Origin of the sequence: Actinomyces faecalis (assembly GCF_013184985.2) — a bacterium.
Classification (GTDB): domain Bacteria; phylum Actinomycetota; class Actinomycetes; order Actinomycetales; family Actinomycetaceae; genus Actinomyces; species Actinomyces faecalis.
In genome coordinates this window covers 1,235,328-1,257,060 of record NZ_CP063418.1, presented here as the reverse complement: position 1 = coordinate 1,257,060, position 21,733 = coordinate 1,235,328, and the positions used below count along the sequence as shown (strand labels likewise).

The window sequence follows — 21,733 nt, the reverse complement described above, 5'->3', positions numbered from 1 at the left end:
GAGATGAAGATCCTCATCGCCGGTGCCGGCAGCGTCGGCCGCTCCATCGCCCGCGAGCTCATGAGCCACGGTCACCACGTGACTGTCATGGACCGCTCGCCCGACGCCATGCGTATCGCCTCGGTCCCCGACGCCGAGTGGCAGCTGGCCGACGCCTGCGACGTCGACGCCCTGGCGGAGGCCGGGGCCGGGAACGTCGACGTCGTCGTCGCCGCGACGGGGGACGACAAGGCCAACCTCGTGATCTCCCTGCTGTCCAAGACCGAGTACGGCGTGCCACGCACCGTCGCCAGGGTGAACAACCCCAAGAACGAGTGGCTCTTCGACGAGACCTGGGGGGTGGACGTGTCCGTGTCCACCCCACGCATCATGACGGCGCTGGTTGAGGAGGCGGTCAGCGTCGGCTCGCTGGTCTCGGTCTTCACCTTCCACCAGTCCGGGGCCTTCATGCACGAGCTGACCCTGCCGGCTGACTCGCCCGTGATCGGCACGCTGGTCAACGAGGTCGATCTTCCGCCGCACACCGTCCTCGCGGCGATCCTGCGCGAGTACCGCCCGCTCACCCCTGATGCCGACGAGCGCTTCGAGCGCGGTGACGAGCTGCTCTTCCTCACGGCCAAGGAGGGCGAGGCTGCCCTGGCCGAGATCCCGGCGATCTTCAGCCCTGCACCGGCCGAGGAGGCTGCGGGTCCCGAGCCGGACGCACCAGCAGCCAGATGAACCACAGGGCCAGGGCGAACAGCGGCACACCCAGCACCAGACGGGCCACACCCAGGGCGCCCAGCGCCTCCTGACCTGCCAGGTACAGTGGGACCTCGACCACCAGACGCAGGGCGAACATGGCGGCCAGGACGAGGGTAGCCAGCGTGTAACGACGACGCGGGCCCGCCAGGGACGGGTCCGTGCGCCACGCGGTCCAGCCTGCGGCCGCCTCAGCGTGAGGGTCCTCCGCCTGCCGGGTACCAGGACGTGCCTTGTCGCCGTCCTCGGTCTGCTGCGCCGCGCTGGTCCACAGCCCCATGAGCACGCCCACCACGGGCCAGCGCACGGCCAGGGACAGGGCGCAGGCGCTCAGCCACACGGCGTTGATGACCAGCCCCGTGGCGTAGAAGTCCTGGGCCTGTCCGCTGCGCCAGGCCCAGGCAGCGCTGATCAGTGCGAGCACGGCGCCCGCCAGCACCTGGGTCAGCGGCTCACGCTGAGCGAGCCGGGCCACCAGCCCGAGCGCGCTCAGTACCAGGGAGGCGATCAGGGCGGGGACGAGCGCCGTGGGACGCAGGGCGATGACGACGACGAACACGAGCGTGGGTGCCACCGACTCGACCACGCCACGCCAGCCGCCCACCGCCGCCGCGACGTCAAAGCTCTCGCCGCTGACGGCCCTGAGCCCGCTCACTGCTGCGCTCCCAGCAGCTCGTAGCCGGGGTTGTAGATGGTGAGACGGGTACGTCCGGCCACCACCATGCCCTCGGCGCGCAGGTGGACGCCGGGGCGCACCCCCGCGATGGACCGGCGCCCGACCCACACCAGGTCGACCGAACCGGTGCCGTCGAACAGCTGCCCGACGAAGACCGGCTTGTCCTGCGCCGGCCGGTAGGTCACCGCCCGCAGGACGCCCGAGACGCAGGCACGCTCCCGCGCAACGAGCTCGCTGATGAGGACGGTACCCCGCTCAGCGGCACGGCGCGCCTCGTCCTGCGCCTCCAGCTCCTCCCGGCTGGCACGCAGGACCCCCGCACGAGCGCCCAGGTACCGCAGCAGGCTCATCGGACCTCAGCGACAGTGGGACCGGGCTCAAGAGGCTCCAGCTCCGTCCGGGTCTCACCGGCGGCCACGGCAGCAGCCTGCGGTGCCTGGAGCGGCAGGAGCTCGCGAGGAGGGCGGGCCTGTCCGTCACGCACCACGACGACGTCGTCAAGGACCTCGCGCAGACGGGTGGCAGCCTCGTTATCAGTAGCCGCGGGCCCCTGGAGGACGCCACGCAGGAACCAGCGCGGTCCGTCCACGCCGATGAAGCGGACAGGGGTGCTCACCGGACCCTGCGACCCCTGAGTCGTGACCTGGGCCAGGACCTCAGGACCGTGGGGTCCCTCCTCGATGCGGTAGGAGGCCTGGGTCCGGCTGAGCTCGGCGGTGATGTCCTCACGCAGCTCGTCCCACACCCCTGCGCTGCGCGGGGCCGCGAAGGCCCGCAGCTCCAGGGCCGAGCCCGCCAGGACCACGACGACGGCGCTGGGCGCCTGTCCCTCACCCGGGGAGTCGAGCCTCAGCTGCATGCCGTCCACGGCAGGCACCTGCAAGGAACCCAGGTCGACGCGCCCTGCGGGGACCTCCGGGGCGTCCTCGGCGTCCCAGGGTCCTGTCGGACGCGGCGCCTGGTCCTGCTCGTGCTCGTCAGCGCTCGACAACGGCTCCTGCGCCTGGCTCTCGCTGTCCTGAGCGTCCACGCTCTTGCTCCGCCTGCTGAACAGGCCCATCCGTGCTCCTTCAGATCAGGGTGGGGCCGCCCCCGGCGGCCCCTGGGATCGCAGTGCGTGGCTGAAGGTCAGCCCGCGCAGTCGGTGCACACGGGCAGCCCCGTGGCGTCGTCGACGTAGGCGAGCTGGCTACGGTGGTGCACGAGGAAGCACTCCGAGCAGGTGAACTCGTCCTCCAGCTGCGGGACCACGTGCACGCTCAGCTCCTCGCGCGACAGGTCCGCACCCGGGAGCTCAAAGCCCTCGGCTACCTCGTTCTCGTCCTCCTCAATAGCCTCGGAGGAGTGGTCCTTCTGCCGAGCGGTGAGCTCCTCGATGGAATCGGCCTCGGGCTCGTCGTCGTTCTTGCGCGGGGCGTCGTAGTCGGTCGCCATGGCTCGTCACTCTCTATCTCGTCGACGGCAATCGATGCGACCCTGTGCCGCAAGGACCCGGACCTGGCAGCGGGCCCGCGGCGCGCCGACCTGCTCCCTGCAGTCCTCCGGGCAGGGCACGCGCACCATAGCACCAGCTGGCGTCCTCGTGAACACACTGACCACCTCATCGCAACGCGCTCATCGTCACACGGCGCCGTGCGGCCACTGGCGGCGACGGTCCAGGCACGGCACGCCCGTCCCGCCTCCCCGCCCGCAGGCGTGGTCAGTGGCACCCTGTGCGGGTACCCCGGGCCGTACACGTCGTGAGACGTAGCCGGGCTACGCGCTGTAAGGAGGCACCTGACCATGATCGAGCTTGAGCTGCTGGGAGCCAACGGCGACCAGGTCGTCATGACTGACCAGCACGGCGAGCGCTACACCATCGTGGTCGATGACGCCCTGCGTGCGGCAGTGCGTCGTGCCCGCCCGGCAGCGCTGGCCCCCGCTCCCCAGCCACCGGCTCCCGGCTCCGCGGTGCGTCCTCGTGACCTGCAGGCGCTGATGCGCGCCGGGGCCTCTGCCGCTGAGGTGGCTCAGTCCACCGGCCTGGACGTCGACCACGTCCGCCGCTTCGAGGGCCCGGTCCTGGCCGAGCGCGCGTGGGCGGTGGAGCAGGCCCGTTCCTGCCGCATCGGCTGGGAGAAGGACTCCCCCGTCCTGGGTGAGCTCGTCGTCGACCGGCTCGCTACCCGCGGCGTCGAGCCGGCGAGCCTGACCTGGGACGCGCTGCGTCAGGGGCGCGAGCCCTGGCAGGTGGTGCTGACCTTTGTCCAGGGGGCGCAGGAGAAGCAGGCACGCTGGGAGCTGGACCTGACCGCGCGCTCGGTCACCGCGCTCGACGACGAGGCTCGCTGGCTCACCGAGGCCGCCGCCCTGGCTCAGGCCCAGGTCTTCGACCAGGACTCCAGCGCACCGGGAGCCTCCGCCCGCCCTGTGGCGCCTGCCGAGCCGATGCTGTCCCCGCCAGGACCGAGCACGGAGGACGCCTCCACCGACGCGCTGCTGGCTGATCTTGCCTCCAGCCGCGGACGTCGTGCCGACCTGGCGCCGCCTGAGGCCGACGACGAGCCGGACGCGGTCGCCCCGCCCACCTCCCCTCGGGGGGAGGCCCAGGTCGTCTCCATGTCCGAGCGGCGCCGCGCCCACACCGGGAACCACCCGGCAGGCTCTCGGCTCGGCCAGGCACCACGGGCTGAGGCTGTGACAGGGGCCGTGGCCGCACAGGAGCCTGACGAGGCCGCCGAGCCCTTGCCCGAGGCTGAGGACGTCCGTCCCTCCGACTCCTCCCAGGCCGGCGCCACCCAGGAGGCCCTGCCGGACATGCCGGGTGCGGGCGCGCCCAGGCCGCGTCGACGCTCACGCCGGTCCGTGCCCTCCTGGGACGAGATCGTCTTCGGGGCCAAGCCCGAGTAGGCGAGGAGGGCGGGCAGGGCGCCACACGCCTCAAGGCCCTGGCCGGCCCGCCGTCCCTCCTCACTGCTCCTCGCACCGGGACAGGCTGCGTCCCTGTCCCGGCTAGGCCCACGTCACCAGCAGCGGGACCTCTGTCTCCGCAGGCGTGAAGGAGCCGTGGACTCCCGGCATCGCCATCGCCTGCTCACTGTGCACACGAGGATCGACCACGACCCAGGCACCGTCCATAGCGACCAGGACGTCACCCAGCACGGAGTGGGCACGTGGCCCCACCGGGCCCAGCACCTGCTCAGCCTCGTCCCGCGTACCGACCCACAGCGCGCGCTCCCCCAGGACCTCGCGCCAGCGCTGGGCCACCTCCTGGGCGGTGTCCGGGTCGGCGCCGGGCACGTAGAGCTGGCTGAAGCGCGGCTCGCCGGCCAGCCCCACGACGTCCCTGCTCAGCAGGGGATCGTCCGTGACGTCCACCCTCAGCTCCTCACAGGTGTCCACCATGCCGTGGTCGGCGGTGAGGACGATCCGTGTTCCCCTCGGCACCTGCCGCACGAGCTGCGACATCGTGGTGTCGAGCCGCTCCAGCTGGGTGAGCCACTCCTGCGAGCGCCAGCCGTGCCCGTGACCGGCGTGGTCAAGCTCGCCGACGTAGAGGTAGACGAGCCTGGTTCCACGACGCAGGGCGCTGGCCGCCAGGGCAGGCCGGTCCTCCATGCGGTCAGCCCCCAGGTGCGGGGTCCCTCGCAGCCCGGCCTCGGTGAGTCCCGAGCCAGCGAAGCGGGCCGGCCCGATGGTCACCGCCAGGGGAACGCTCTGTCCCCTGGTCGATCGCACGGTGCCCTCGGCACGTTCTAGGCGCTGGAAGATCGTGGGCACGTCCTGCCAGGTCCTCGGGTCCGGAGCCCGTCCCTCCCAGGTGATGAGGCAGAGGTTGTCCTGGTCGCAGGGCACACCTGCGTAGCGGGCAGCACGGTCGATGAAGGGGCTCAGCACGCTGTAGCCCACCATGCCGGTCACCCCGGGGCCGGCCCCGGTTCCCAGCGTCGTCAGGGCCGCCGCCGTGGTCGAGGGCCAGCACGTCAGGGCCACCGGTCCGTGCCTGCTGTCCTCGGCCTGAGCCAGCCACGAGCGCAGGGTCGGTGCGTGCCCCTTACGCTCGCGCAGCAGCTGCAGGCCCAGCCCGTCCACCAGGACGACGACGGTGCCGCCTCCCGCTGCGGGCGAGGAGGCGCCGTCGTCAAGCAGGTCCCAGGCCCTGGCCGCCTCCAGCGCCTCAGCGTGGGTCAGCACGCCCTCACGCTCGACGCTCCTGAGCGCGAGCCCTGCGCTCAGGGCTCCGGCCCCCAGCACCTGGCGCAGCTCGGGTACGGCGTCAGCGTCGCCTCCGCGGGTGGTCGCGTCCTGCGAGGTGCCGACGGCGTTCATGCCGCCCCAGCCACTCGTACCGTCGCTGCCGACAGCGCCTGGGCGAAGGCCCGAGCACGGTGGACGGCGTCGTCCCCCTCCACGCCCGCGGCCACGCGCACGACGATGTCGTCGGGCACCGAGACCCCGGACAGCCCGTGGTCGGCCTCGCAGGCAGGGTCCGGGCACACCACGGGTTCCAGCTCCAGGCGGCGCACCGCGCCCCAGGAGACCGCGATCGTGACCTCAGCGAGACTGCCTCCTCCGGCGGCCGGACGAGTCACCCCGTGCGTCAGCGCCACCGAGCCGATGCTCGCCACCGGGACGGCCTCGCTGGTCGCGATCGCCAGCGGCGCACCGTCCTCACCGACGGCGTCATCGACGTGGACGACGATCAGGCGCGTGCTCGTCAGAGCCAGCAGCGTGAGGTGGCGGTGCACGGCCTCAGCGAAGGTCGTCTCAGGCTGGACGAGGAAGGACAGCGTCTCCTCCCCTGCCAGCGCCGTCGTCAGCACCCCGAGCACGACCTCGGGGTAGAAGCCGGCCCTCGCGACCTCCTGGGCCAGCCCCTGCGCGTCCCCTGCCCCGGCGTCGCCGTCACCGTGCCCGCCGTGCGTGTCCTGCGTCGTCATGGGGACGATCATGCCATCTCCGTGCTTGTCGCGTGCCGCACGCCTCCACAGCCCCTGACCCGCCGCTGCCTGTCCACAGACCAGCCGGTCGCCGCGCCGTCGTCCCCCTCACCCACGGGTGTCGCTGCGTGCCAGCGGCCAGCGAGCCCGGACAATGTGCCTATGCCGAAGTCCGCCACCACGACTCCCCCACCTATCGACGGCGAGATCGTCGAGCAGGACCTGTCCACCGAGATGCGTACCAGCTTCCTGGAGTACGCCTACTCGGTCATCTACGCGCGAGCGCTGCCTGACGCCCGCGACGGCCTCAAGCCCGTCCAGCGCCGCATCCTGTTCCAGATGGACCGGATGGGGCTGCGCCCGGACCGAGCGCACGTGAAGTCCTCACGCGTGGTCGGCGACGTCATGGGACGCCTCCACCCCCACGGCGACGTCGCGATCTACGAGGCGCTGGTCCGCCTGGCCCAGCCCTTCACGATGCGGCTGCCGCTGATCGACGGCCACGGCAACTTCGGCTCGCTGGACGACGGCCCGGCCGCGCCGCGCTACACCGAGGCCAGGCTCGCCGCCCCCGCGCTGGTGCTGACGGCTGACATCGACGAGGACACCGTCGACTTCTCCCCCAACTACGACTACACGCTCACCGAGCCCGACGTCCTGCCTGCCGCCTTCCCTAACCTCCTGGTCAACGGCACCTCTGGCATCGCGGTGGGCATGGCGACCAACATGCCTCCCCACAACCTCGTCGAGGTCGTCAGCGCCGCCCGCCACCTCATCGCCCACCCGGAGGCGAGCCTGGAGGACCTCATGGCCTTCGTCCCCGGGCCGGACCTGCCCACCGGCGGCATGATCGTGGGGCTGGACGGGATCCGCGAGGCCTACCGCACCGGACGAGGCAAGTTCCTCACTCGCGCCACTGCCCGGATCGAGAACGTCACGCCGCGGAAGAAGGGCATCGTCGTCACCGAGCTGCCCTACCTCGTGGGACCGGAGAAGGTGATCTCCCGGATCAAGGACGCCGTGAGCGCCAAGAAGCTCCAGGGCATCACGGACGTGGCGGACCTGACCGACCGCAAGAACGGCACGCGCCTGGTCATCGGGGTCAAGAACGGCTACAACCCCGAGGCGGTGCTCGCCCAGCTCTACAAGCACACCCCGCTGGAGGACTCCTTCGGCATCAACAACGTGTGCCTGGTCGACGGCCAGCCCCGGACCCTGGGTCTGCGCGAGCTCCTTGAGGTCTTCGTACGCCACCGCATGACGGTGGTCGAACGACGCACCCGCTTCCGTCTGAGCAAGAGGCGCGAGCGTCAGCACCTGGTCGAGGGGCTCCTCATCGCCATCCTCGACATCGACGAGGTCATCCAGGTCGTCCGTTCCTCCGACGACGCCGCAACCGCCCGCACCCGCCTCATGCAGGTCTTTGACCTCTCCGAGGCCCAGGCCTCCTACATCCTGGAGCTGCAGCTCCGGCGCCTGACCAGGTTCTCCGTCATCGAGCTGGAGAAGGAGCGCGACGAGCTGGCTCGCGAGATCGAGCAGCTGGAGGCGATCCTGGCCGACGAGAGGCTGCTGCGCAGCGTCGTCTCGCGCGAGCTGGCGGCCGTCGCCGAGGAGTTCGGCACCCCACGACGTACGGTGCTGCTGGAGGCCCCAGGATCCGGAGCGGGTGCGCTCGCCGGTGGTGCCGGGGCTCCGGGAGGGGCTGGTGCAGGAGCCGGGCAGGCCATGAAGGAGGCGGTGGCCGCGAGCCTGGCTGCTACCGCCTCACAGGTACCGCTCACGGTGCCGGACGACCCCTGCCGCGTGCTGCTGAGCGCCACGGGACTCGTGGCCCGGGTCGACGGCGCCGAGCCGGTGGCTCGCACCGGCGAGAGGCAACGTCACGACGCCCTGACCAGCCAGGTGCCGACGACGGCGCGCGGCCGCGTCGGTGCCGTCACCGACACCGGGCGGCTGGTCCTCATGGACGTGCTCTCTGCCCCGGAGGTACCCCGGCTGGAGGGAGCACCGTCGCTGGCCGGCGGTCAGCCCGTCGGCCTGCTGGTCGACCTCGAGCCCGGTGAGAAGGTCGTGGGCCTGGTACCCGTGGGCGAGACCCAGCACGAGCCCGTCGTCCTGGCCACGGCCGACGGCGTCATCAAGCGTGTCAAGCCTGGCGACGAGCCCGCACGTGGTGAGAGCTGGGAGGTTATCTCCCTGTCCGACGGCGACCACGTGGTCTTCGCAGGCACTGCGGCCGACACGGACGTGCTGACGCTCGTCACCGACGACGCCCAGCTGCTGCGTTTCGAGGCCTCGAAGGTCCGTCCTCAGGGTCGTGGAGCCGGTGGCATGGCAGGAATCAGCCTGCACGAGGGGGCCCAGGTCATCGCGGGCGCCTCGGTGCCCGCCGACCTTCTTGCCGAGGCCGTCGTCGTCACGATCGCCGACGCCGAGGGCGCCCTGCCAGGGATGGACTCCGGATCGGTCAAGGTCACTCCGCTCGACCGCTACCCGGCCAAGGGACGCGCCACCGGTGGCGTACGCGCCCAGCGCTTCCTGCGCGGCGAGGACCAGCTGGTCCTTGCCTGGGTAGGCCTCGGCCCGGCGCGCGCCGTAGGCGGTGGGGGCCAGGGCGTGGCGCTGCCGGAGGTCGACGAGCGCCGCGACGCCTCCGGGACCCCGCTGCCGGCTCCGGTGACAGCCGTGGGCTGACGAGCGGCTCACCCTGACGCGTCTCCTGGGGCTGTGCTCTTCTCGCGAGGGCGCAGCCCCAGCGTCGTACCTGGCGCGACACACGGCGGGAGAGCTCGATCGGTACGGCACCGGGATGCTCTTCCCCTTGCCCGCTGCTCCTGTGACGTCCGATCGCTATAGGAGCACTCCAACGCATCACATGCGTATACATGTGTATACACACGCAAACATATTGCGATCACACTGCGCACTAGCAAAGACGTCACCACTGCGATATGGTGTACACATGTTCGAACCGGTACGTACCTCAGGGTGTCCACCTCGCTCCATGCAGGTGGACACCCTGAGCGCGCTCACCGGTGAGCGCAGCGGCCGGTGCCCTGACCGGGACGATCTTCTCGACGCGCTCACGCTTCTCCCTCCGGGCGCCGACCTAGCCAGGCTCATCGAACGACTGGTGGCACCCGGCACCCATCTCCACAGGCCTCCCGTGCCACGCGGCGAGATCCAGGCACAGGACGAGGCCGGCACGCACAGCCTGTCAGGTCTGCTGCCCCTCGCTGTCCTGGCACCCGGGGAGGTATCGGCCATGACTGAGGACCTGGCCTCCCTGGGTCTGGAGGCCCTGATCGAGCTGGTGGCCGCCTGCGCCAGGCTCACAGCCTGGGCCTCCTTCACCCAGGCGCTGACCTGCGCAGCGCTCGCTCGTCACCCAGATCTTGCCCGGCCACCTGTCGCTCCTGACGGCAGGCAGGGACCCCTGCCGCCCCAGGACGAGGTCCAGCGCAACACTGCCAGCGAGATCGCCTGCCGACTCGGTATCTCCCGCGCCCGGGCCACCACCCTGCTCACCACCGGCCAGGACCTCGCTGCTGCGCACATGGCTCCCACCGCCGCGCTGGCACGCACCGGTCTCCTCGACCATGCCAAGACCAGCATCCTGGTCCGCCGGCTCGCCGACGTCGACGAGGAGACCGCCGCCCAGGTCCAGCAGCACGTGCTGCCACGGGCACCCCACCGCACCCACTCCCAGCTCGTACACGACATCGACGCCGCTCTCACAGCGCTGGACCCGGAGGGCATCAACCTACGCAGGCGACGCAGTACCGCCGCGCGACACGTCACTCGGCCTCGGCCGAAGGGCGAAGGCGTCCACGAGATGCGCATGCTGCTACCGAGCCCTGACGCCTTCCTTATTGACGCCACGCTCGACGCCGTCGCAGGCGCCGCACGAGCCACGGGTGACGGACGCACACTGTCCCAGCTACGTGCGGACACGCTTGTCGCGATGAGCCTGCGTACCCTGTCAACCGCCCTGCACCAGGCCTGCGCCGCCGCAGACACCACTTGCAGCACGAGCACCGTGGACGGCGCCGACATCGCTGGCAGCACTGACCCGACAGGCCGTGCTCCGGAGCCTGGGCGCCTTCTGCCTGACGGCGTGCCGCTCGAGCCTCTCCTGGCTTGCCTGAGCCAGCTGGTCGGTTCAACCAGCCCGTGGTGGACGCCCTCAGGAAGCCCTCCGGTCAGTCTCCCTCCCGGGCTCCAGGTCCACGTTGACGTGACGGTACCTATCGACCACCTCCTCGTGGCGGCTTTCACCTCAGTCCATGACGTCAGCCCTGACACGGTCAGCACCGCCAGCCCTGGTACGGTCGACGACGCCCACGCCGGCGCCGAGGCCACCGCCCTGCTGAGCTCCTCGATAGCCGCCGGTGGACGTAGCACACCTGTGCCGGCAGTCCTCGCAGCCACCCTGGCAGCCGGGGGCACCTGGAGGCGTCTCCTCACCGACCCGGCCACCGGCACCGTCGTGGACGTCGGTCGTACCCGCTACCGTCCTCCCGCGGCACTGGCACAGGCCGTACGCAGCCGGGACCTCACCTGTACCCACCCCGGCTGCCAGGTTCCGGCTCACCGATGCGACATCGACCATATCCAGCCGTGGAGCGAGGGTGGGACCACCAGTCTCGACAACCTCACGCTTCTGTGCGAGGCCCACCACCGCCTCAAGCACACACCCGGCTGGTCCCTCACCCGGGCGGACGACGGCGCGCTGGAGTGGCACACACCCAGTCGAACCCGCTACCGGCGTACCCCCGACGGCACGATCACGATGCTCCCTCGCCGCGTCGGGCCTAGGCAGCTCTGGGTCCCGGCTTCGCCGCTGCCACACGACCTGTGTCAGGCGGTCACAGACGCTGTCGTCGAGCAGCTGGCGCGTGGGCTGCGTCAAGCACAGCGCCGCACCAGCCGCAGCAAGGCCGACATGCACAGCAGCAGTGTCCGCCCCAGCGACAGCCTGACCACCAGCACCAGGCCCGTACCGACCGCACGAACCACACGTCCTACGCCGCCTCGCCAACCACGTCTGGAGAGTCGAGGTCCTCGCCCAGGTGAGAAGGCCGGCGCCTGGCAGACCACACCCGTCCCGCCCGAGCTCCACGCGCTCGGCCTGGCTCCGCTCCTGGATAAGGTGATCCCCTTCTAGGCACCTCACCGCAGGGTCTTTAGCCCTTGCTAGACATCCAGCCCGTAGAGGATCGTGCCCCGTGTCGGGCCGTAACCTAGCTCGCGGTACAGATCGACCGCTCCGGTCGGGTCGTCGGAGTCCACGCCCGTCGCCGCGTACTGCATGCCGTCACGCTGATAGGCCCGCATGGCAGCCGTCAGCAGCGCAGGAGCCACACCTCTGCTGCGGTAGTCCGCCAGGACGCCCAGCATGTCCGTGTACCCCTCGCGCCAGCCCAGCGCCTGCCAGTCCTGCTCATACCGTCCTGAACGCAGGTAGCCGGCCACTCTGGCGCGGTCTCCTGAGCGGTCGACGGCGATGAAGCTCCAGTCCGGCGCGAAGTACGCCCTGCCTGCACGCCACTCCTCCAGGCTCACTGCCGAGGCCCCAAAGCCCTCAGCGTAAGCCTGGTTGTGAGCGCGGTGCGCCGCCTCGTCCAGCTCCTCGCTCCAGGGCTCAATCGTGAGGAACCCGTCAAGATCCACCTCAGGGATCTCGATGTCCAGGGAACGCCGCATCTCGCGGTACCACCGACGCGCCGTGAAGCCGAGAGTGCGCAGGTGGTCCTTCATCCGCTCGTCATCCTCCAGCACCGTGGTCACGACGTGAGCCGGTACCGCTGTCAGGCTGCCAGGATCGGCGCCTGCCCGCTCCGCGCCGATGAGGTGGCGTGCCCGCTCCGCCTGCCAGTGCAGCAACGCGCCCCCGATCCCCTGGCTCCGCCACTGCGGATCCACGACACCGGTCATCGACGCGTAGATCTCGTGCGCCGGCCGGATGCGTACGAGTCCGAAGGCCCTCATCACCCCCTGCTCGTCGCGGCCAGCGACGCCGGAGTAGGTCGGGTCGAGGAAGTACTCACTCGTCTCCTGCGCCGTCGTCCGATAAGGAGGGTTGTCCTCCTCCTCGGCACGCGCGACAAGACCAGCCAGCTCGGCGTTGTCACCAGGACCGAGCGGCAACCACGTCAGGAGCGGGGGCAGGCAGGAGCGCGGCCCTGGCCGCAGCATCGACCAGGGACCGAGTCCTGTACGTCGCGACGCGCCGTAGACAGGAACCATCTCGCCTCCTCACAGCTCACAGGCGCGAGCAGGACCCCGCGCAGCGTGCCTGCAGGGTACCGGACACCGTGTGTCAGGCCTGCGACAGGTAGGACTCAGGCATCGATCCGCTCGCGGTCGATGTCCTGCGCGCCCTCGACGATAAAGTCACGACGCGGCTCCACCGAGGAGCCCATGAGCAGCTCAAAGACGTTCTCCGCCTCCAGGAGCTCGGCCTCGTCCCCCAGGGTGATCCGGCGCAGGGTCCGGTGCTCAGGCTCCATCGTCGTCTCGGCCAGCTGGTGGGCGTCCATCTCCCCCAGACCCTTGTAGCGCTGCGGCTCCTTGAAGCTCCGCCCCTGCTTCTCCAGCTTGCGCAGCGTGCGGACCAGCTCGTCGTCGGAGTAGGTGTAGATGATCTCCTTCTTACGCCGCCCCTGGGCCGAGACCTCGATACGGTGCAACGGCGGTACCGCGGCGTAGACGCGACCGGCCTCGATCATCGGGCGCATGTAGCGGAAGAAGAGCGTGAGCAGGAGGGTCCGGATGTGGGCGCCGTCGACGTCGGCGTCAGTCATGAGGATGACCTTGCCGTAGCGCGCGGAGTCCAGGTCGAAGGTGCGTCCGGATCCGGCGCCCACCACCTGGATGATGGCCGAGCACTCGGCGTTGCGCAGCATGTCGGCCTGCGACGCCTTCTGGACGTTGAGGATCTTGCCGCGGATGGGCAGCAGCGCCTGGAACTCCGAGTTCCGGGCGTTCTTGGCGGTACCGAGCGCCGAGTCCCCCTCGACGATGAACAGCTCGGAGGCAGCGACGTCGTCGCTGCGGCAGTCGGCCAGCTTGGCAGGAAGCGTCGAGGTCTCCAGGGCCGTCTTGCGACGGGTGATCTCCTTGTGCATGCGCGCACTGATACGTGCACGCATCTCGCCGACGACCTTCTCCTGCAGCGCTCGTGACTGGGTCTTGAGGTCACGCTTGGAGGAGGTCAGCAGCGCGGTGAGCTCCTTGTCCACCACCCTGGCCACGATCTGACGCACCGGGGCGGTGCCGAGCACCTCCTTGGTCTGACCCTCGAACTGGGGCTCAGGCACGCGCACGGTGACGACAGCGGTCATGCCGGCCAGGATGTCGTCCTTCTCGATCCTGCCGTCACGTGAGGTCACCTTGAGAGCGCGCGCGTTGGAGTCGATCTGCTTGCGCAGCACCTTGGTCACGGCCTGCTCGAAGCCGGTCAGGTGCGTACCACCCATGGGGGTGGCGATGATGTTGACGAAGGAGCGCTCCACGGTGTCGTAGCCGATGCCCCAGCGCAGGGCGACGTCGACGCTGCAGGTGCGCTCGACCTCGACCGGGCGCAGGTGCCCGCTTTTGGCGTCCAGCTGCTGGACGGTCTCGGTGTAGGTGCCCTCGCCCGTCAGGCGGAAGGTGTCCGTCACCGAGGCGTCGGTCGCCAGGAAGTCGACGAAGTCCCTCGTCCCGCCCTCGGCCAGGAAGACCTCACTGCCCTCAGCAGCCTGCGCCTGCGAGCCGAACAGGTCGCTGGCTGCCTCGGTAGCGTTCCTGGCGCTGGCGCGCAGCGCCGGATCATCGGTAGGGGCCGAGGATCCTGACGACGGGCTCCTGTCCGCCCTGGCTGCCTCCTCCTCGCTACGCTCGTCAGTCAGCGTCAGGCTCAGGCCTGGCACCAGGAAGCTGGTCTGGCGCAGGCGGGCGCGCAGCGCCGCGGCGTCGTACTCGGAAGGCCGGGGGAAGATCTGAGGATCGGCCCAGTAGCGCACGCGGGTGCCGCTCACGCCCCGTCTGACCTTGCCGACCACGCGCAGCTCAGAGGCCTCGGTGTACTCGGTGAAGGGGGCGTCAGGCTGCGGGCTAGAGGGATCAGCGTCGTCAAAGACCCCCGGCACGCCACGATGGAAGCTCATCGCGTAGGTCCTGCCACCACGGTCGACCTCGACGTCCATGCGCTGGCTCAGCGCGTTGACCACGCTCGCGCCCACACCGTGCAGCCCGCCGGCGGCGCCGTAGGAACCGCCCCCGAACTTCCCGCCCGCGTGGAGCTTGGTGTAGACCAGCTCCACGCCGGTCAGTCCGGACCCGGGCTCGACGTCGACAGGTACGCCACGTCCGTTGTCACGGACCTCGATCGAGCCGTCCCCGTGGACCGTGACGCAGATCGAGTCCCCGTAGCCCTCCAGCGCCTCGTCGACGGAGTTGTCGATGATCTCCCACACGCAGTGCATGAGCCCGCGCTGGTCGGTTGAGCCGATGTACATGCCGGGACGCTTACGGACCGCCTCAAGCCCCTCCAGGACGGAGAGGTGACGGGCGGAGTAGGAGCTGGAGGAGTCGGCCACGTCCGCAACCTAGCCGATCGGTCCTCGAAGGTCTCAGATCCTGACCTGCGGTGTTCGCCTCAGGCGCACCGCGTGCGCCAGGGGCGGAAACACCTCGGACGGAGGGAAGAGGCAGGCACCGGTGTGGTGTTGTACGGACATGAGTCAGACACGTACCCCGAGCCTCACCCCGACGCTCATGGCCTCCGAGGCTGAGGCCGCCCCGACGCCCAGCCAGACCAACGAGCGGCCGCTGACCACCGCGGACCGGTGCGACGTGTGCGGGGCCCAGGCCTTTATCCGCGTCGTCCTGGTCAGCGGAGAGCTGCTCTTCTGCGGTCACCACGGCCACGCCCACATGAGCGCCCTGGAGAAGCAGGCCCTGTTCATCCAGGACGAGACGAGCCAGCTCGTCACCGGCGCCTGAGACGCGGCAGGTCGTGAGCCCTCGCTGAGCCGGGCTCACTGAGCGGACGACGGCGGGGCCGCCACCCACACCGGGTGGCGGCCCCGCCGTCGTCCGCTCGGCCGTCTCAGTCCAGGTAGTCGCGCAGGACCTGGCTGCGCGAGGGGTGACGCAGCTTGGACATGGTCTTGGACTCGATCTGACGGATCCGCTCACGCGTGACCCCGTAGACCTTGCCGATCTCGTCCAGGGTCTTGGGCTGGCCGTCAGTCAGGCCGAAACGCATTGAGACCACGCCGGCCTCACGCTCGGACAGGGTGTCCAGGACCGCGTGCAGCTGCTCCTGCAGGAGGGTGAAGCTCACCGCGTCAGCAGGCACGACCGCCTCGGAGTCCTCGATGAGGTCACCGAACTCGCTGTCGCCGTCCTCACCGAGCGGGGTGTGCAGGGAGATGGGCTCGCGACCGTACTTCTGGACCTCGATCACCTTCTCCGGGGTCATGTCCAGCTCGACGGCCAGCTCCTCCGGAGTGGGCTCACGGCCCAGGTCCTGGAGCATCTGGCGCTGGACACGTGCCAGCTTGTTGATGACCTCGACCATGTGGACCGGGATACGGATCGTGCGGGCCTGGTCCGCCATGGCGCGGGTGATCGCCTGGCGGATCCACCAGGTGGCGTAGGTGGAGAACTTGAAGCCCTTGGTATAGTCGAACTTCTCCACCGCACGGATCAGGCCCAGGTTTCCTTCCTGGATGAGGTCAAGAAAGAGCATGCCGCGACCGGTGTAGCGCTTGGCCAGGGAGACCACGAGGCGCAGGTTGGCCTCCAGCAGGTGGTTCTTGGCGCGCTGGCCGTCGTTGGAGATCCAGTGGAGCTCACGGCGGTACTTCGCGTCCAGGTCGTTGCCCTCGGTGCCCAGCAGGTACTCGGCGTACATACCAGCCTCGATGCGCTTGGCCAGCTCCACCTCCTCTGCGGCGTTGAGCAGCGCGACCTTTCCGATCTGCTTGAGGTAGTCCTTGACCGGGTCCGCGGTCGCACCGGCGGTGACGACCTTCTGCGCAGGCTCGTCAGCCTCGTCGGAGTCGGAGACGGTGTAGGAGCCGTCCTTCTCCTTGGAGGAGGACCTGCGCTTGCCCGACTGCTTGGCCGCGACCTTCTCCGCCTCCTCACGACGCATCCGCTCCAGCTCACCGGTCAGCGCGGCGATCGAGGGGCTCATCTTGATACCCTTGATGACCCATCCGCGGAAGATGTAGCCGTTGTGGGTCAGGAATTCACGGGCGACGACGGGCTCCTCCTCGTCGGGCACGACGAAGCGAGGCACCGGGCCGTGCCCGTAAGGGGCCAGGGTGATCGGGTTGTCCAGAGTGCCGTCTCCGTTGACCTCCAGGCCCTCGACCGTCGTGCGCGAGCGCACGTACAACGTGGCACCGGGAGCCAGGCGCACGCCCTTGAGGGAGGCCGGGTTGTTGAAGGGGCGACGCTTGGAGCCGTCACCGTCCTCCTCCAGCGTCACGTCCAGGTAGTAGTCACGCAGCTCCGGGGCCGGGCCGTCCTCCGGGTCCTCGGCGTCGACCTCGGTCTCGGGGTCCTTGTCCTCGTCGAGGTCCTCCTCGTCGTCGCAGTCCTCGGACTCCTCGTCCGGGTCCTCAGCCTCGTCGTCGAAGTCCTCGTCCTCATCGAGGTCAAAGTCCTCGTGGTCCTCGGTGGTGTCGAGGTCGTCATCGCCAAGGTCGCGGTGACGCGTAGCTGTGGAAGTAGCCACGGATTTCCTTTCACGTGGGCGGACGTCTCAGGTGGGAGCGGAAGATGATCGGGCACCTGCTCCCCACCGACGCTGCAGGCAACCGCTCAAGTGTAGCGTTTATTCCCATGAGCGATCTGTCTGACACGACCCGCCTGGTCCGCGCCGGCGTCGACACCCGGCTGCACGAGGTCCTGGCACAGCGCCGTCAGCGCTTCGAGGACCTGGGCGAGGCCGGCTCAGAGCTGCTCGACGCCGCGCAGGTCCTCCTGTCCGGGGGCAAGCGCGTGCGTGCGGTCCTGGCCGGGCTCGGGCTGGCGCTACAGGCCGCTGACGACGAGCGCGCCGACATCCTCTCCTCCGGGCTGGTGGCCTGCGTCGGAGCCGCCCTGGAGCTCTACCAGGCCAGCGCCCTCGTGCACGACGACGTCATCGACTCCGCCATGACCCGCCGCGGCGAGCCCGCCGCGCACCGCCGTCTGGCTGAGGTCCACCGCTCCCAGGGCTGGCTCGCCGGCTCCCAGACCTTCGGCGTCTCCGCCGCGATCCTGCTCGGTGACCTGCTGCTGTCGGCCGCCGGGGAGGAGATGGGACAGGCCCTGACCCGCCCGGGCCTGAGCCTGCTCGGCACCCAGGCGGCGAGGCAGGCCTTCGACCAGATGACCAGCGAGGTCGCCGTCGGCCAGTACCTGGACCTGCGCAGCGAGGTGGTGCCGCTGCCGCTGGCCGACGAGGACCCTGTCGAGACAGGCAGTGCCATGCACCGAGGCGCGCTGGCGGTCGTGCGCCGCAAGTCCGCCCGCTACTCGGTCATGTACCCCCTGCTCATCGGCGCCCTCCTGGCCGGCGTGGACCCGGTCTCTCCCCTGGCGGCCCGGCTGCGAGAGTTCGGTGAGGAGGTCGGCATCGCCTTTCAGCTGCGCGACGACCAGCTGGGCGTGCTCGGGGACCCTGAGGTGACCGGCAAGCCCGTGGGCGACGACCTGCGCGAGGGCAAGCGCACGGTGCTGCTGTCCCTGACGTGGCAGCGTGCTAACGAGGAGGGACGGGACCTGCTGCGCACCGTCCTGGCCAACCCCGAGGCCTCCCAGGCCTGCGTGGCCCAGGCCTGTGAGCTCGTGCACCGGTGCGGGGCCGCGCAGGCGCACGAGGAGGAGATCGCCTCCCACCTCCAGGCGGCCTCACGCGCCCTCGCCCAGGTGCCCGCCGACGACCTGCCCGCTGCGAGCAGGCAGGCGCTGACCGAGATCGCCCACGCCCTGGGAGCCCGCCAGGCCTGAGGCCTGTCCTCCCTCCCGCGTCGCTGGGGGCTGATGACGCCCAGGCATCGTAGACTCGCGACGTGGTCACAGATCCCCTCATCGGTCGCCTGGTCGACTCTCGCTACGAGATCGTCGACCGCGTCGCGCGTGGCGGGATGGCCACCGTCTACGTCGCCCGTGACCGCAGGCTGGACCGCCGGGTCGCGCTGAAGGTGATGCACGCCCACCTGGCCGACTCCCCTGACTTCGTCGCCCGCTTCCGCCGGGAGGCTCGCGCTGCCGCCCGGCTGTCCAACCCCGGTGTCGTCGCCGTCTACGACCAGGGCACCCTCGACGGGCTGGCCTACCTGGTCATGGAGCTCGTCGAGGGCTCCAACCTGCGGGTGAGGATGGGCGCCGGGCCCCTCAGCGTCCGCCAGGCCCTGGAGCTGACCGCCCAGGTCCTCCGACCTCTGGGAGCCGCCCACCGCGCCGGGCTCATCCACCGTGACGTCAAGCCTGAGAACGTCCTGCTGCCCGCTGACGGGTCGGTGGCCAAGGTCGCCGACTTCGGGCTGGCACGTGCCGTGACCGAGGCGACCCAGACGACGACGGGAAACATCCTGGGCACCGTCGCCTACCTGGCACCTGAGCTCATCACCGAGGGCGCAGCCTCCCCGCGTGCTGACGTCTTCGCCGTCGGTGTCATCCTCTACGAGCTGCTGACCGGCGTCCAGCCCTTCACCGCCGACTCCCCGATCCAGGTCGCCTACCGCGCCGTCCACGAGGACCTGCCCGCTCCCTCTGACCTCGTCGACGGCCTGTCGCCCAAGGTCGACGCGCTGGCTGCGGCCATGACGCACCGCGAGGCCAGCCAGCGCCTGGCCGACGCCGACGAGGCCCTGGCCGCGGTGCGTGAGGTCCTTGACGCCCTGTCCCCTGAGGAGCTGGAGCTGCGTCGCGGACACGGCACCAGCGACGACGAGGAGAGCACGGAGGCCGGCACCCGGACCGTCTCCCTGCCGATCGGCTCGATCGGCGGCTCTGGGGCCACGCGTACGCTCCAGCGTGACGCCGTGTCCACCCAGTCACAGGACACCGCGCCTGTCGCGGGCGACCGTCGTCTGCGGCGCCGTGCCGTCCTGGCCGGCAGCGCGCTCGTGCTGCTCGCCGGAGGCGGTGCAGGTGCCTGGTACCTCGGGATGGGACCTGGACGACGGGTCACGGTCCCTGACCTGGTCGGTGCCAGCGAGGAGGAGGCCCAGGCCGCGCTCGTCGAGGCCGAGCTGGGCTGGGGCTCACCCACCCGCGACTACTCCGACACGGTCCCGGCCGGCAGCGTCATCTCCCTGTCCCCAGCCCCGGGCCGGTCGGTCCGCGTGGGCACCGCCGTGACCGCCGTCGTCTCCCGCGGTGTGGAGCAGAAGGAGGTTCCTGACGTCGTCGGCAGGCCCCAGGACGAGGCCGAGAAGGCCGTCCAGGACGCCGGGCTGAGCGTCGGCGCCGTCACTGAGGACTTCTCCGACGACGTCGCCGCCGGCAGCGTCATCTCCTCCAGCCCGGCTGGGGGCGAGATGGTCAACCACTCCTCCGCCGTCGCCATGGTGGTCTCCAAGGGACGACGCCCGGCCACCGTCCCGGACGTGACGGGAAAGAACCTGGAGGAGGCCACGGCCGCCCTCCAGGAGGCCGGGCTGGCCCTGTCCGGGTCGACGGAGGCCTTCTCCGACGACGTCGCCGCCGGGCTCGTCATCTCCTCCGACCCGGCTGCAGGTGCCGAGGGCTACTTCTACGGCGACGGCGTCAGCGTCGTCGTCTCCAAGGGACCGGAGATGGTGACCGTCCCGGAGGTCGTCTCCAAGAACGAGACCGAGGCCAGGGCGACGCTGGAGGCGGCGGGTCTCGTCGTCAGCGTCAGCCGGATCCTGGGTGGGTTCTTCGGCACTGCCAGGTCGACCGACCCGGCTGCGGGCACGAGCGTGCCCAAGGGCTCGACCGTCACCCTCTACGTGGTGTGACCGCCAGGACCGGGCGCTTCCCGCCCCGCCCGGCGGCTGCCTGAGCCCCTGACCGCGTGCCCGGCCGCCAGGAGCTCAGGCGCGCAGCATCTCGGCGACCTCGAAGGCCATCTCCAGGGACTGCTGGTGGTTCAGGCGCGGGTCGACAAGCGTCTCGTAGCGCTCGGCCAGGCGGCGCTCGTCAATGTGCGCCCCACCGCCGAGCACCTCGGTGACGTCGTCACCGGTCAGCTCGACGTGGATCCCGCCCGGTACCGTGCCCAGCCCACGGTGAACCTCGAAGAAGCCACGCAGCTCGTCCATGATCGTGTCAAAGCGCCGGGTCTTGTAGCCGTTGTCCGAGGTGATCGTGTTGCCGTGCATGGGGTCGGTCACCCAGGTCACCGGACGGCCGTCACGGCGTACCGCCTCGACCAGCTCGGGCAGGACCTCGCGGATGCGGCCGGCACCCATGCGCGTGATGAAGGTCAGTCGGCCGGGATCACCCTGCGGGTTGAGACGCTCGATGAGCTCGACCAGGTCCTGAGGGCTCGTGGCCGGGCCGACCTTGACACCCACCGGGTTGTACACCCCCTGCAGCAGGGCCACGTGGGCGTCACGAGGTCCGCGCGTGCGCTCGCCGACCCACAGCAGGTGGGCCGAGGTGTCGTACAGCCGTCCCGATCGCGAGTCCTCGCGGATCATGGCGTCCTCGTACTCCAGCAGCAGGGCCTCGTGCGCGGCGTAGAAGTCGACCTGGCGCAGGGCGTCGAAGTCCACGCCGGCAGCCTCCATGAACCGCATCGCCCGGTCGATCTCCTCAGCGAAGGACTCAAAGCGCTTGTAGGCCGGGTTGTCGGTAAAGCCCCGGTTCCAGGAGTGGACCTCACGCAGGTCCGCATAGCCACCCATCGTGAAGGCGCGGACGAGGTTCAGGGTGGTGCCGGCGCGCAGGTAGGCCTCGACCATGCGCTGAGGGTCGGGCACGCGGGCCTCGGGGGTGAAGGCGTGGTCGTTGACGCAGTCACCGCGGTAGGAGGGCAGGGTCACCCCGTCGCGCGTCTCGGTGTCGGCGCTGCGCGGCTTGGCGTACTGGCCGGCCATGCGCCCGATCTTGATGACCGGCGTCGAGGCGCCGTAGGTGAGCACCGCGGCCATCTGGAGGATGGTCTGCAGCTTGAGGCGGATGTTGTTCGCCGTGTTGTCGTGGAAGGACTCGGCACAGTCACCGCCCATGAGGACGAAGGCGTCGCCCTTGCTGGCGTCAGCCATCTTCTGGCGCAGTGAGTCCACCTCACCGGCAAAGACGAGCGGGGGCCTGCTGCGCAGGTCGGCAGCCGCACGCGCCAGCGCCTCAGCGTCCGGATAGGGAGGCTGCTGGACGGCGGGGTGCTCACGCCAGCTGGCAGCGGTCCGGGGTGCGTCGAGCTCATTCATCA

At 70.3% G+C, this 21,733-nt stretch carries 17 protein-coding genes; 7 read left to right on the top strand and 10 right to left on the bottom strand.

Features of this window, described 5'->3' with window-relative positions:
* Positions 1-3: 3 nt before the first annotated feature.
* Entirely contained in the window at positions 4-720 is a 717-nt protein-coding gene (locus tag HRL51_RS05360) for a potassium channel family protein (RefSeq protein ID WP_172193102.1), read from the top strand.
* On the opposite strand, the gene HRL51_RS05355 is transcribed toward HRL51_RS05360, so the two are convergent.
* The 4 genes from HRL51_RS05355 to HRL51_RS05340 all read right to left on the bottom strand — a co-directional run bounded on the left by HRL51_RS05355 (position 659) and on the right by HRL51_RS05340 (position 2,851).
* Positions 659-1,396, bottom strand: a complete 738-nt coding sequence (locus HRL51_RS05355; RefSeq protein WP_172193100.1) for a DUF3159 domain-containing protein — start codon at positions 1,394-1,396, stop codon at positions 659-661. The two genes, HRL51_RS05360 and HRL51_RS05355, sit on opposite strands and share 62 nt — an antisense overlap.
* Positions 1,393-1,767 carry an OB-fold nucleic acid binding domain-containing protein gene (locus HRL51_RS05350; protein WP_172193098.1) on the bottom strand — a complete coding sequence of 125 codons (375 nt, stop codon included), beginning with the start codon at positions 1,765-1,767 and terminating at the stop codon, positions 1,393-1,395. The genes HRL51_RS05355 and HRL51_RS05350 overlap by 4 nt, the downstream gene beginning before the upstream one ends.
* Positions 1,764-2,477, bottom strand: a complete 714-nt coding sequence (locus tag HRL51_RS05345; protein ID WP_172193096.1) for a DUF3710 domain-containing protein — start codon at positions 2,475-2,477, stop codon at positions 1,764-1,766. Before HRL51_RS05345 ends, HRL51_RS05350 begins: the two co-directional genes overlap by 4 nt.
* Before the next feature lie 68 nt (positions 2,478-2,545).
* Positions 2,546-2,851, bottom strand: a complete 306-nt coding sequence (locus HRL51_RS05340; RefSeq protein ID WP_006549617.1) for a DUF4193 domain-containing protein — start codon at positions 2,849-2,851, stop codon at positions 2,546-2,548.
* A gap of 348 nt (positions 2,852-3,199) precedes the next feature.
* Between HRL51_RS05340 and sepH the strand changes: the two genes are divergently transcribed.
* Positions 3,200-4,306: a septation protein SepH gene (sepH, locus tag HRL51_RS05335; protein ID WP_172120687.1), complete on the top strand. Its 1,107-nt coding sequence runs from the start codon at positions 3,200-3,202 to the stop codon at positions 4,304-4,306.
* 102 nt (positions 4,307-4,408) lie between these two features.
* On the opposite strand, the gene HRL51_RS05330 is transcribed toward sepH, so the two are convergent.
* Entirely contained in the window at positions 4,409-5,725 is a 1,317-nt protein-coding gene (locus tag HRL51_RS05330) for an alkaline phosphatase family protein (protein ID WP_172193094.1), read from the bottom strand.
* Positions 5,722-6,336, bottom strand: a complete 615-nt coding sequence (locus HRL51_RS05325; RefSeq protein WP_235954377.1) for a DUF5998 family protein — start codon at positions 6,334-6,336, stop codon at positions 5,722-5,724. Before HRL51_RS05325 ends, HRL51_RS05330 begins: the two co-directional genes overlap by 4 nt.
* A gap of 162 nt (positions 6,337-6,498) precedes the next feature.
* Here HRL51_RS05325 and HRL51_RS05320 point away from each other — a divergent pair, with 162 nt between their 5' ends.
* Positions 6,499-9,033 (top strand): DNA gyrase/topoisomerase IV subunit A, encoded by a 2,535-nt coding sequence (locus tag HRL51_RS05320; RefSeq protein ID WP_172193092.1) that lies wholly within the window; start codon positions 6,499-6,501, stop codon positions 9,031-9,033.
* 268 nt (positions 9,034-9,301) lie between these two features.
* A complete protein-coding gene (locus HRL51_RS05315) occupies positions 9,302-11,506 on the top strand; it encodes an HNH endonuclease signature motif containing protein (RefSeq protein WP_235954379.1) in 2,205 nt (734 codons plus the stop codon).
* Positions 11,507-11,535: 29 nt separating this feature from the next.
* On the opposite strand, the gene HRL51_RS05310 is transcribed toward HRL51_RS05315, so the two are convergent.
* Both HRL51_RS05310 and HRL51_RS05305 read right to left on the bottom strand, forming a co-directional pair.
* On the bottom strand, positions 11,536-12,588 hold the full coding sequence (locus HRL51_RS05310; RefSeq protein WP_172120691.1) for a GNAT family N-acetyltransferase: 1,053 nt from the start codon (positions 12,586-12,588) through the stop codon (positions 11,536-11,538).
* A gap of 95 nt (positions 12,589-12,683) precedes the next feature.
* On the bottom strand, positions 12,684-14,924 hold the full coding sequence (locus HRL51_RS05305) for a DNA gyrase/topoisomerase IV subunit B (protein WP_172120692.1): 2,241 nt from the start codon (positions 14,922-14,924) through the stop codon (positions 12,684-12,686).
* A gap of 139 nt (positions 14,925-15,063) precedes the next feature.
* Here HRL51_RS05305 and HRL51_RS05300 point away from each other — a divergent pair, with 139 nt between their 5' ends.
* Positions 15,064-15,330, top strand: a complete 267-nt coding sequence (locus tag HRL51_RS05300; protein ID WP_216666326.1) for a DUF7455 domain-containing protein — start codon at positions 15,064-15,066, stop codon at positions 15,328-15,330.
* Between the two features lie 106 nt (positions 15,331-15,436).
* On the opposite strand, the gene HRL51_RS05295 is transcribed toward HRL51_RS05300, so the two are convergent.
* Positions 15,437-17,077 carry an RNA polymerase sigma factor gene (locus HRL51_RS05295; RefSeq protein ID WP_172193090.1) on the bottom strand — a complete coding sequence of 547 codons (1,641 nt, stop codon included), beginning with the start codon at positions 17,075-17,077 and terminating at the stop codon, positions 15,437-15,439.
* 107 nt (positions 17,078-17,184) lie between these two features.
* Here HRL51_RS05295 and HRL51_RS05290 point away from each other — a divergent pair, with 107 nt between their 5' ends.
* Positions 17,185-18,336 carry a polyprenyl synthetase family protein gene (locus tag HRL51_RS05290; protein WP_172193089.1) on the top strand — a complete coding sequence of 384 codons (1,152 nt, stop codon included), beginning with the start codon at positions 17,185-17,187 and terminating at the stop codon, positions 18,334-18,336.
* Between the two features lie 62 nt (positions 18,337-18,398).
* Entirely contained in the window at positions 18,399-20,315 is a 1,917-nt protein-coding gene (gene pknB, locus HRL51_RS05285; protein ID WP_172193087.1) for a Stk1 family PASTA domain-containing Ser/Thr kinase, read from the top strand.
* 75 nt (positions 20,316-20,390) lie between these two features.
* Here pknB and HRL51_RS05280 read toward each other — a convergent pair whose 3' ends face one another.
* Positions 20,391-21,731 carry a class II 3-deoxy-7-phosphoheptulonate synthase gene (locus HRL51_RS05280; protein WP_235954401.1) on the bottom strand — a complete coding sequence of 447 codons (1,341 nt, stop codon included), beginning with the start codon at positions 21,729-21,731 and terminating at the stop codon, positions 20,391-20,393.
* Positions 21,732-21,733: the final 2 nt, after the last annotated feature.

What these genes read in the sequence shown, in the direction of transcription:
- HRL51_RS05320 (WP_172193092.1), top strand. Translation starts at nt 6,499, where the DNA reads ATGCCGAAGTCCGCCACCACGACTCCCCCACCTATCGACGGCGAGATC.
- sepH (WP_172120687.1), top strand. Translation starts at nt 3,200, where the DNA reads ATGATCGAGCTTGAGCTGCTGGGAGCCAACGGCGACCAGGTCGTCATG.
- HRL51_RS05350 (WP_172193098.1), bottom strand. Translation starts at nt 1,767, where the DNA reads ATGAGCCTGCTGCGGTACCTGGGCGCTCGTGCGGGGGTCCTGCGTGCC.
- HRL51_RS05300 (WP_216666326.1), top strand. Translation starts at nt 15,064, where the DNA reads ATGAGTCAGACACGTACCCCGAGCCTCACCCCGACGCTCATGGCCTCC.
- HRL51_RS05330 (WP_172193094.1), bottom strand. Translation starts at nt 5,725, where the DNA reads ATGAACGCCGTCGGCACCTCGCAGGACGCGACCACCCGCGGAGGCGAC.
- HRL51_RS05345 (WP_172193096.1), bottom strand. Translation starts at nt 2,477, where the DNA reads ATGGGCCTGTTCAGCAGGCGGAGCAAGAGCGTGGACGCTCAGGACAGC.
- HRL51_RS05280 (WP_235954401.1), bottom strand. Translation starts at nt 21,731, where the DNA reads ATGAATGAGCTCGACGCACCCCGGACCGCTGCCAGCTGGCGTGAGCAC.
- HRL51_RS05360 (WP_172193102.1), top strand. Translation starts at nt 4, where the DNA reads ATGAAGATCCTCATCGCCGGTGCCGGCAGCGTCGGCCGCTCCATCGCC.
- HRL51_RS05340 (WP_006549617.1), bottom strand. Translation starts at nt 2,851, where the DNA reads ATGGCGACCGACTACGACGCCCCGCGCAAGAACGACGACGAGCCCGAG.
- HRL51_RS05290 (WP_172193089.1), top strand. Translation starts at nt 17,185, where the DNA reads ATGAGCGATCTGTCTGACACGACCCGCCTGGTCCGCGCCGGCGTCGAC.
- HRL51_RS05315 (WP_235954379.1), top strand. Translation starts at nt 9,302, where the DNA reads ATGTTCGAACCGGTACGTACCTCAGGGTGTCCACCTCGCTCCATGCAG.
- HRL51_RS05325 (WP_235954377.1), bottom strand. Translation starts at nt 6,336, where the DNA reads ATGACGACGCAGGACACGCACGGCGGGCACGGTGACGGCGACGCCGGG.
- HRL51_RS05310 (WP_172120691.1), bottom strand. Translation starts at nt 12,588, where the DNA reads ATGGTTCCTGTCTACGGCGCGTCGCGACGTACAGGACTCGGTCCCTGG.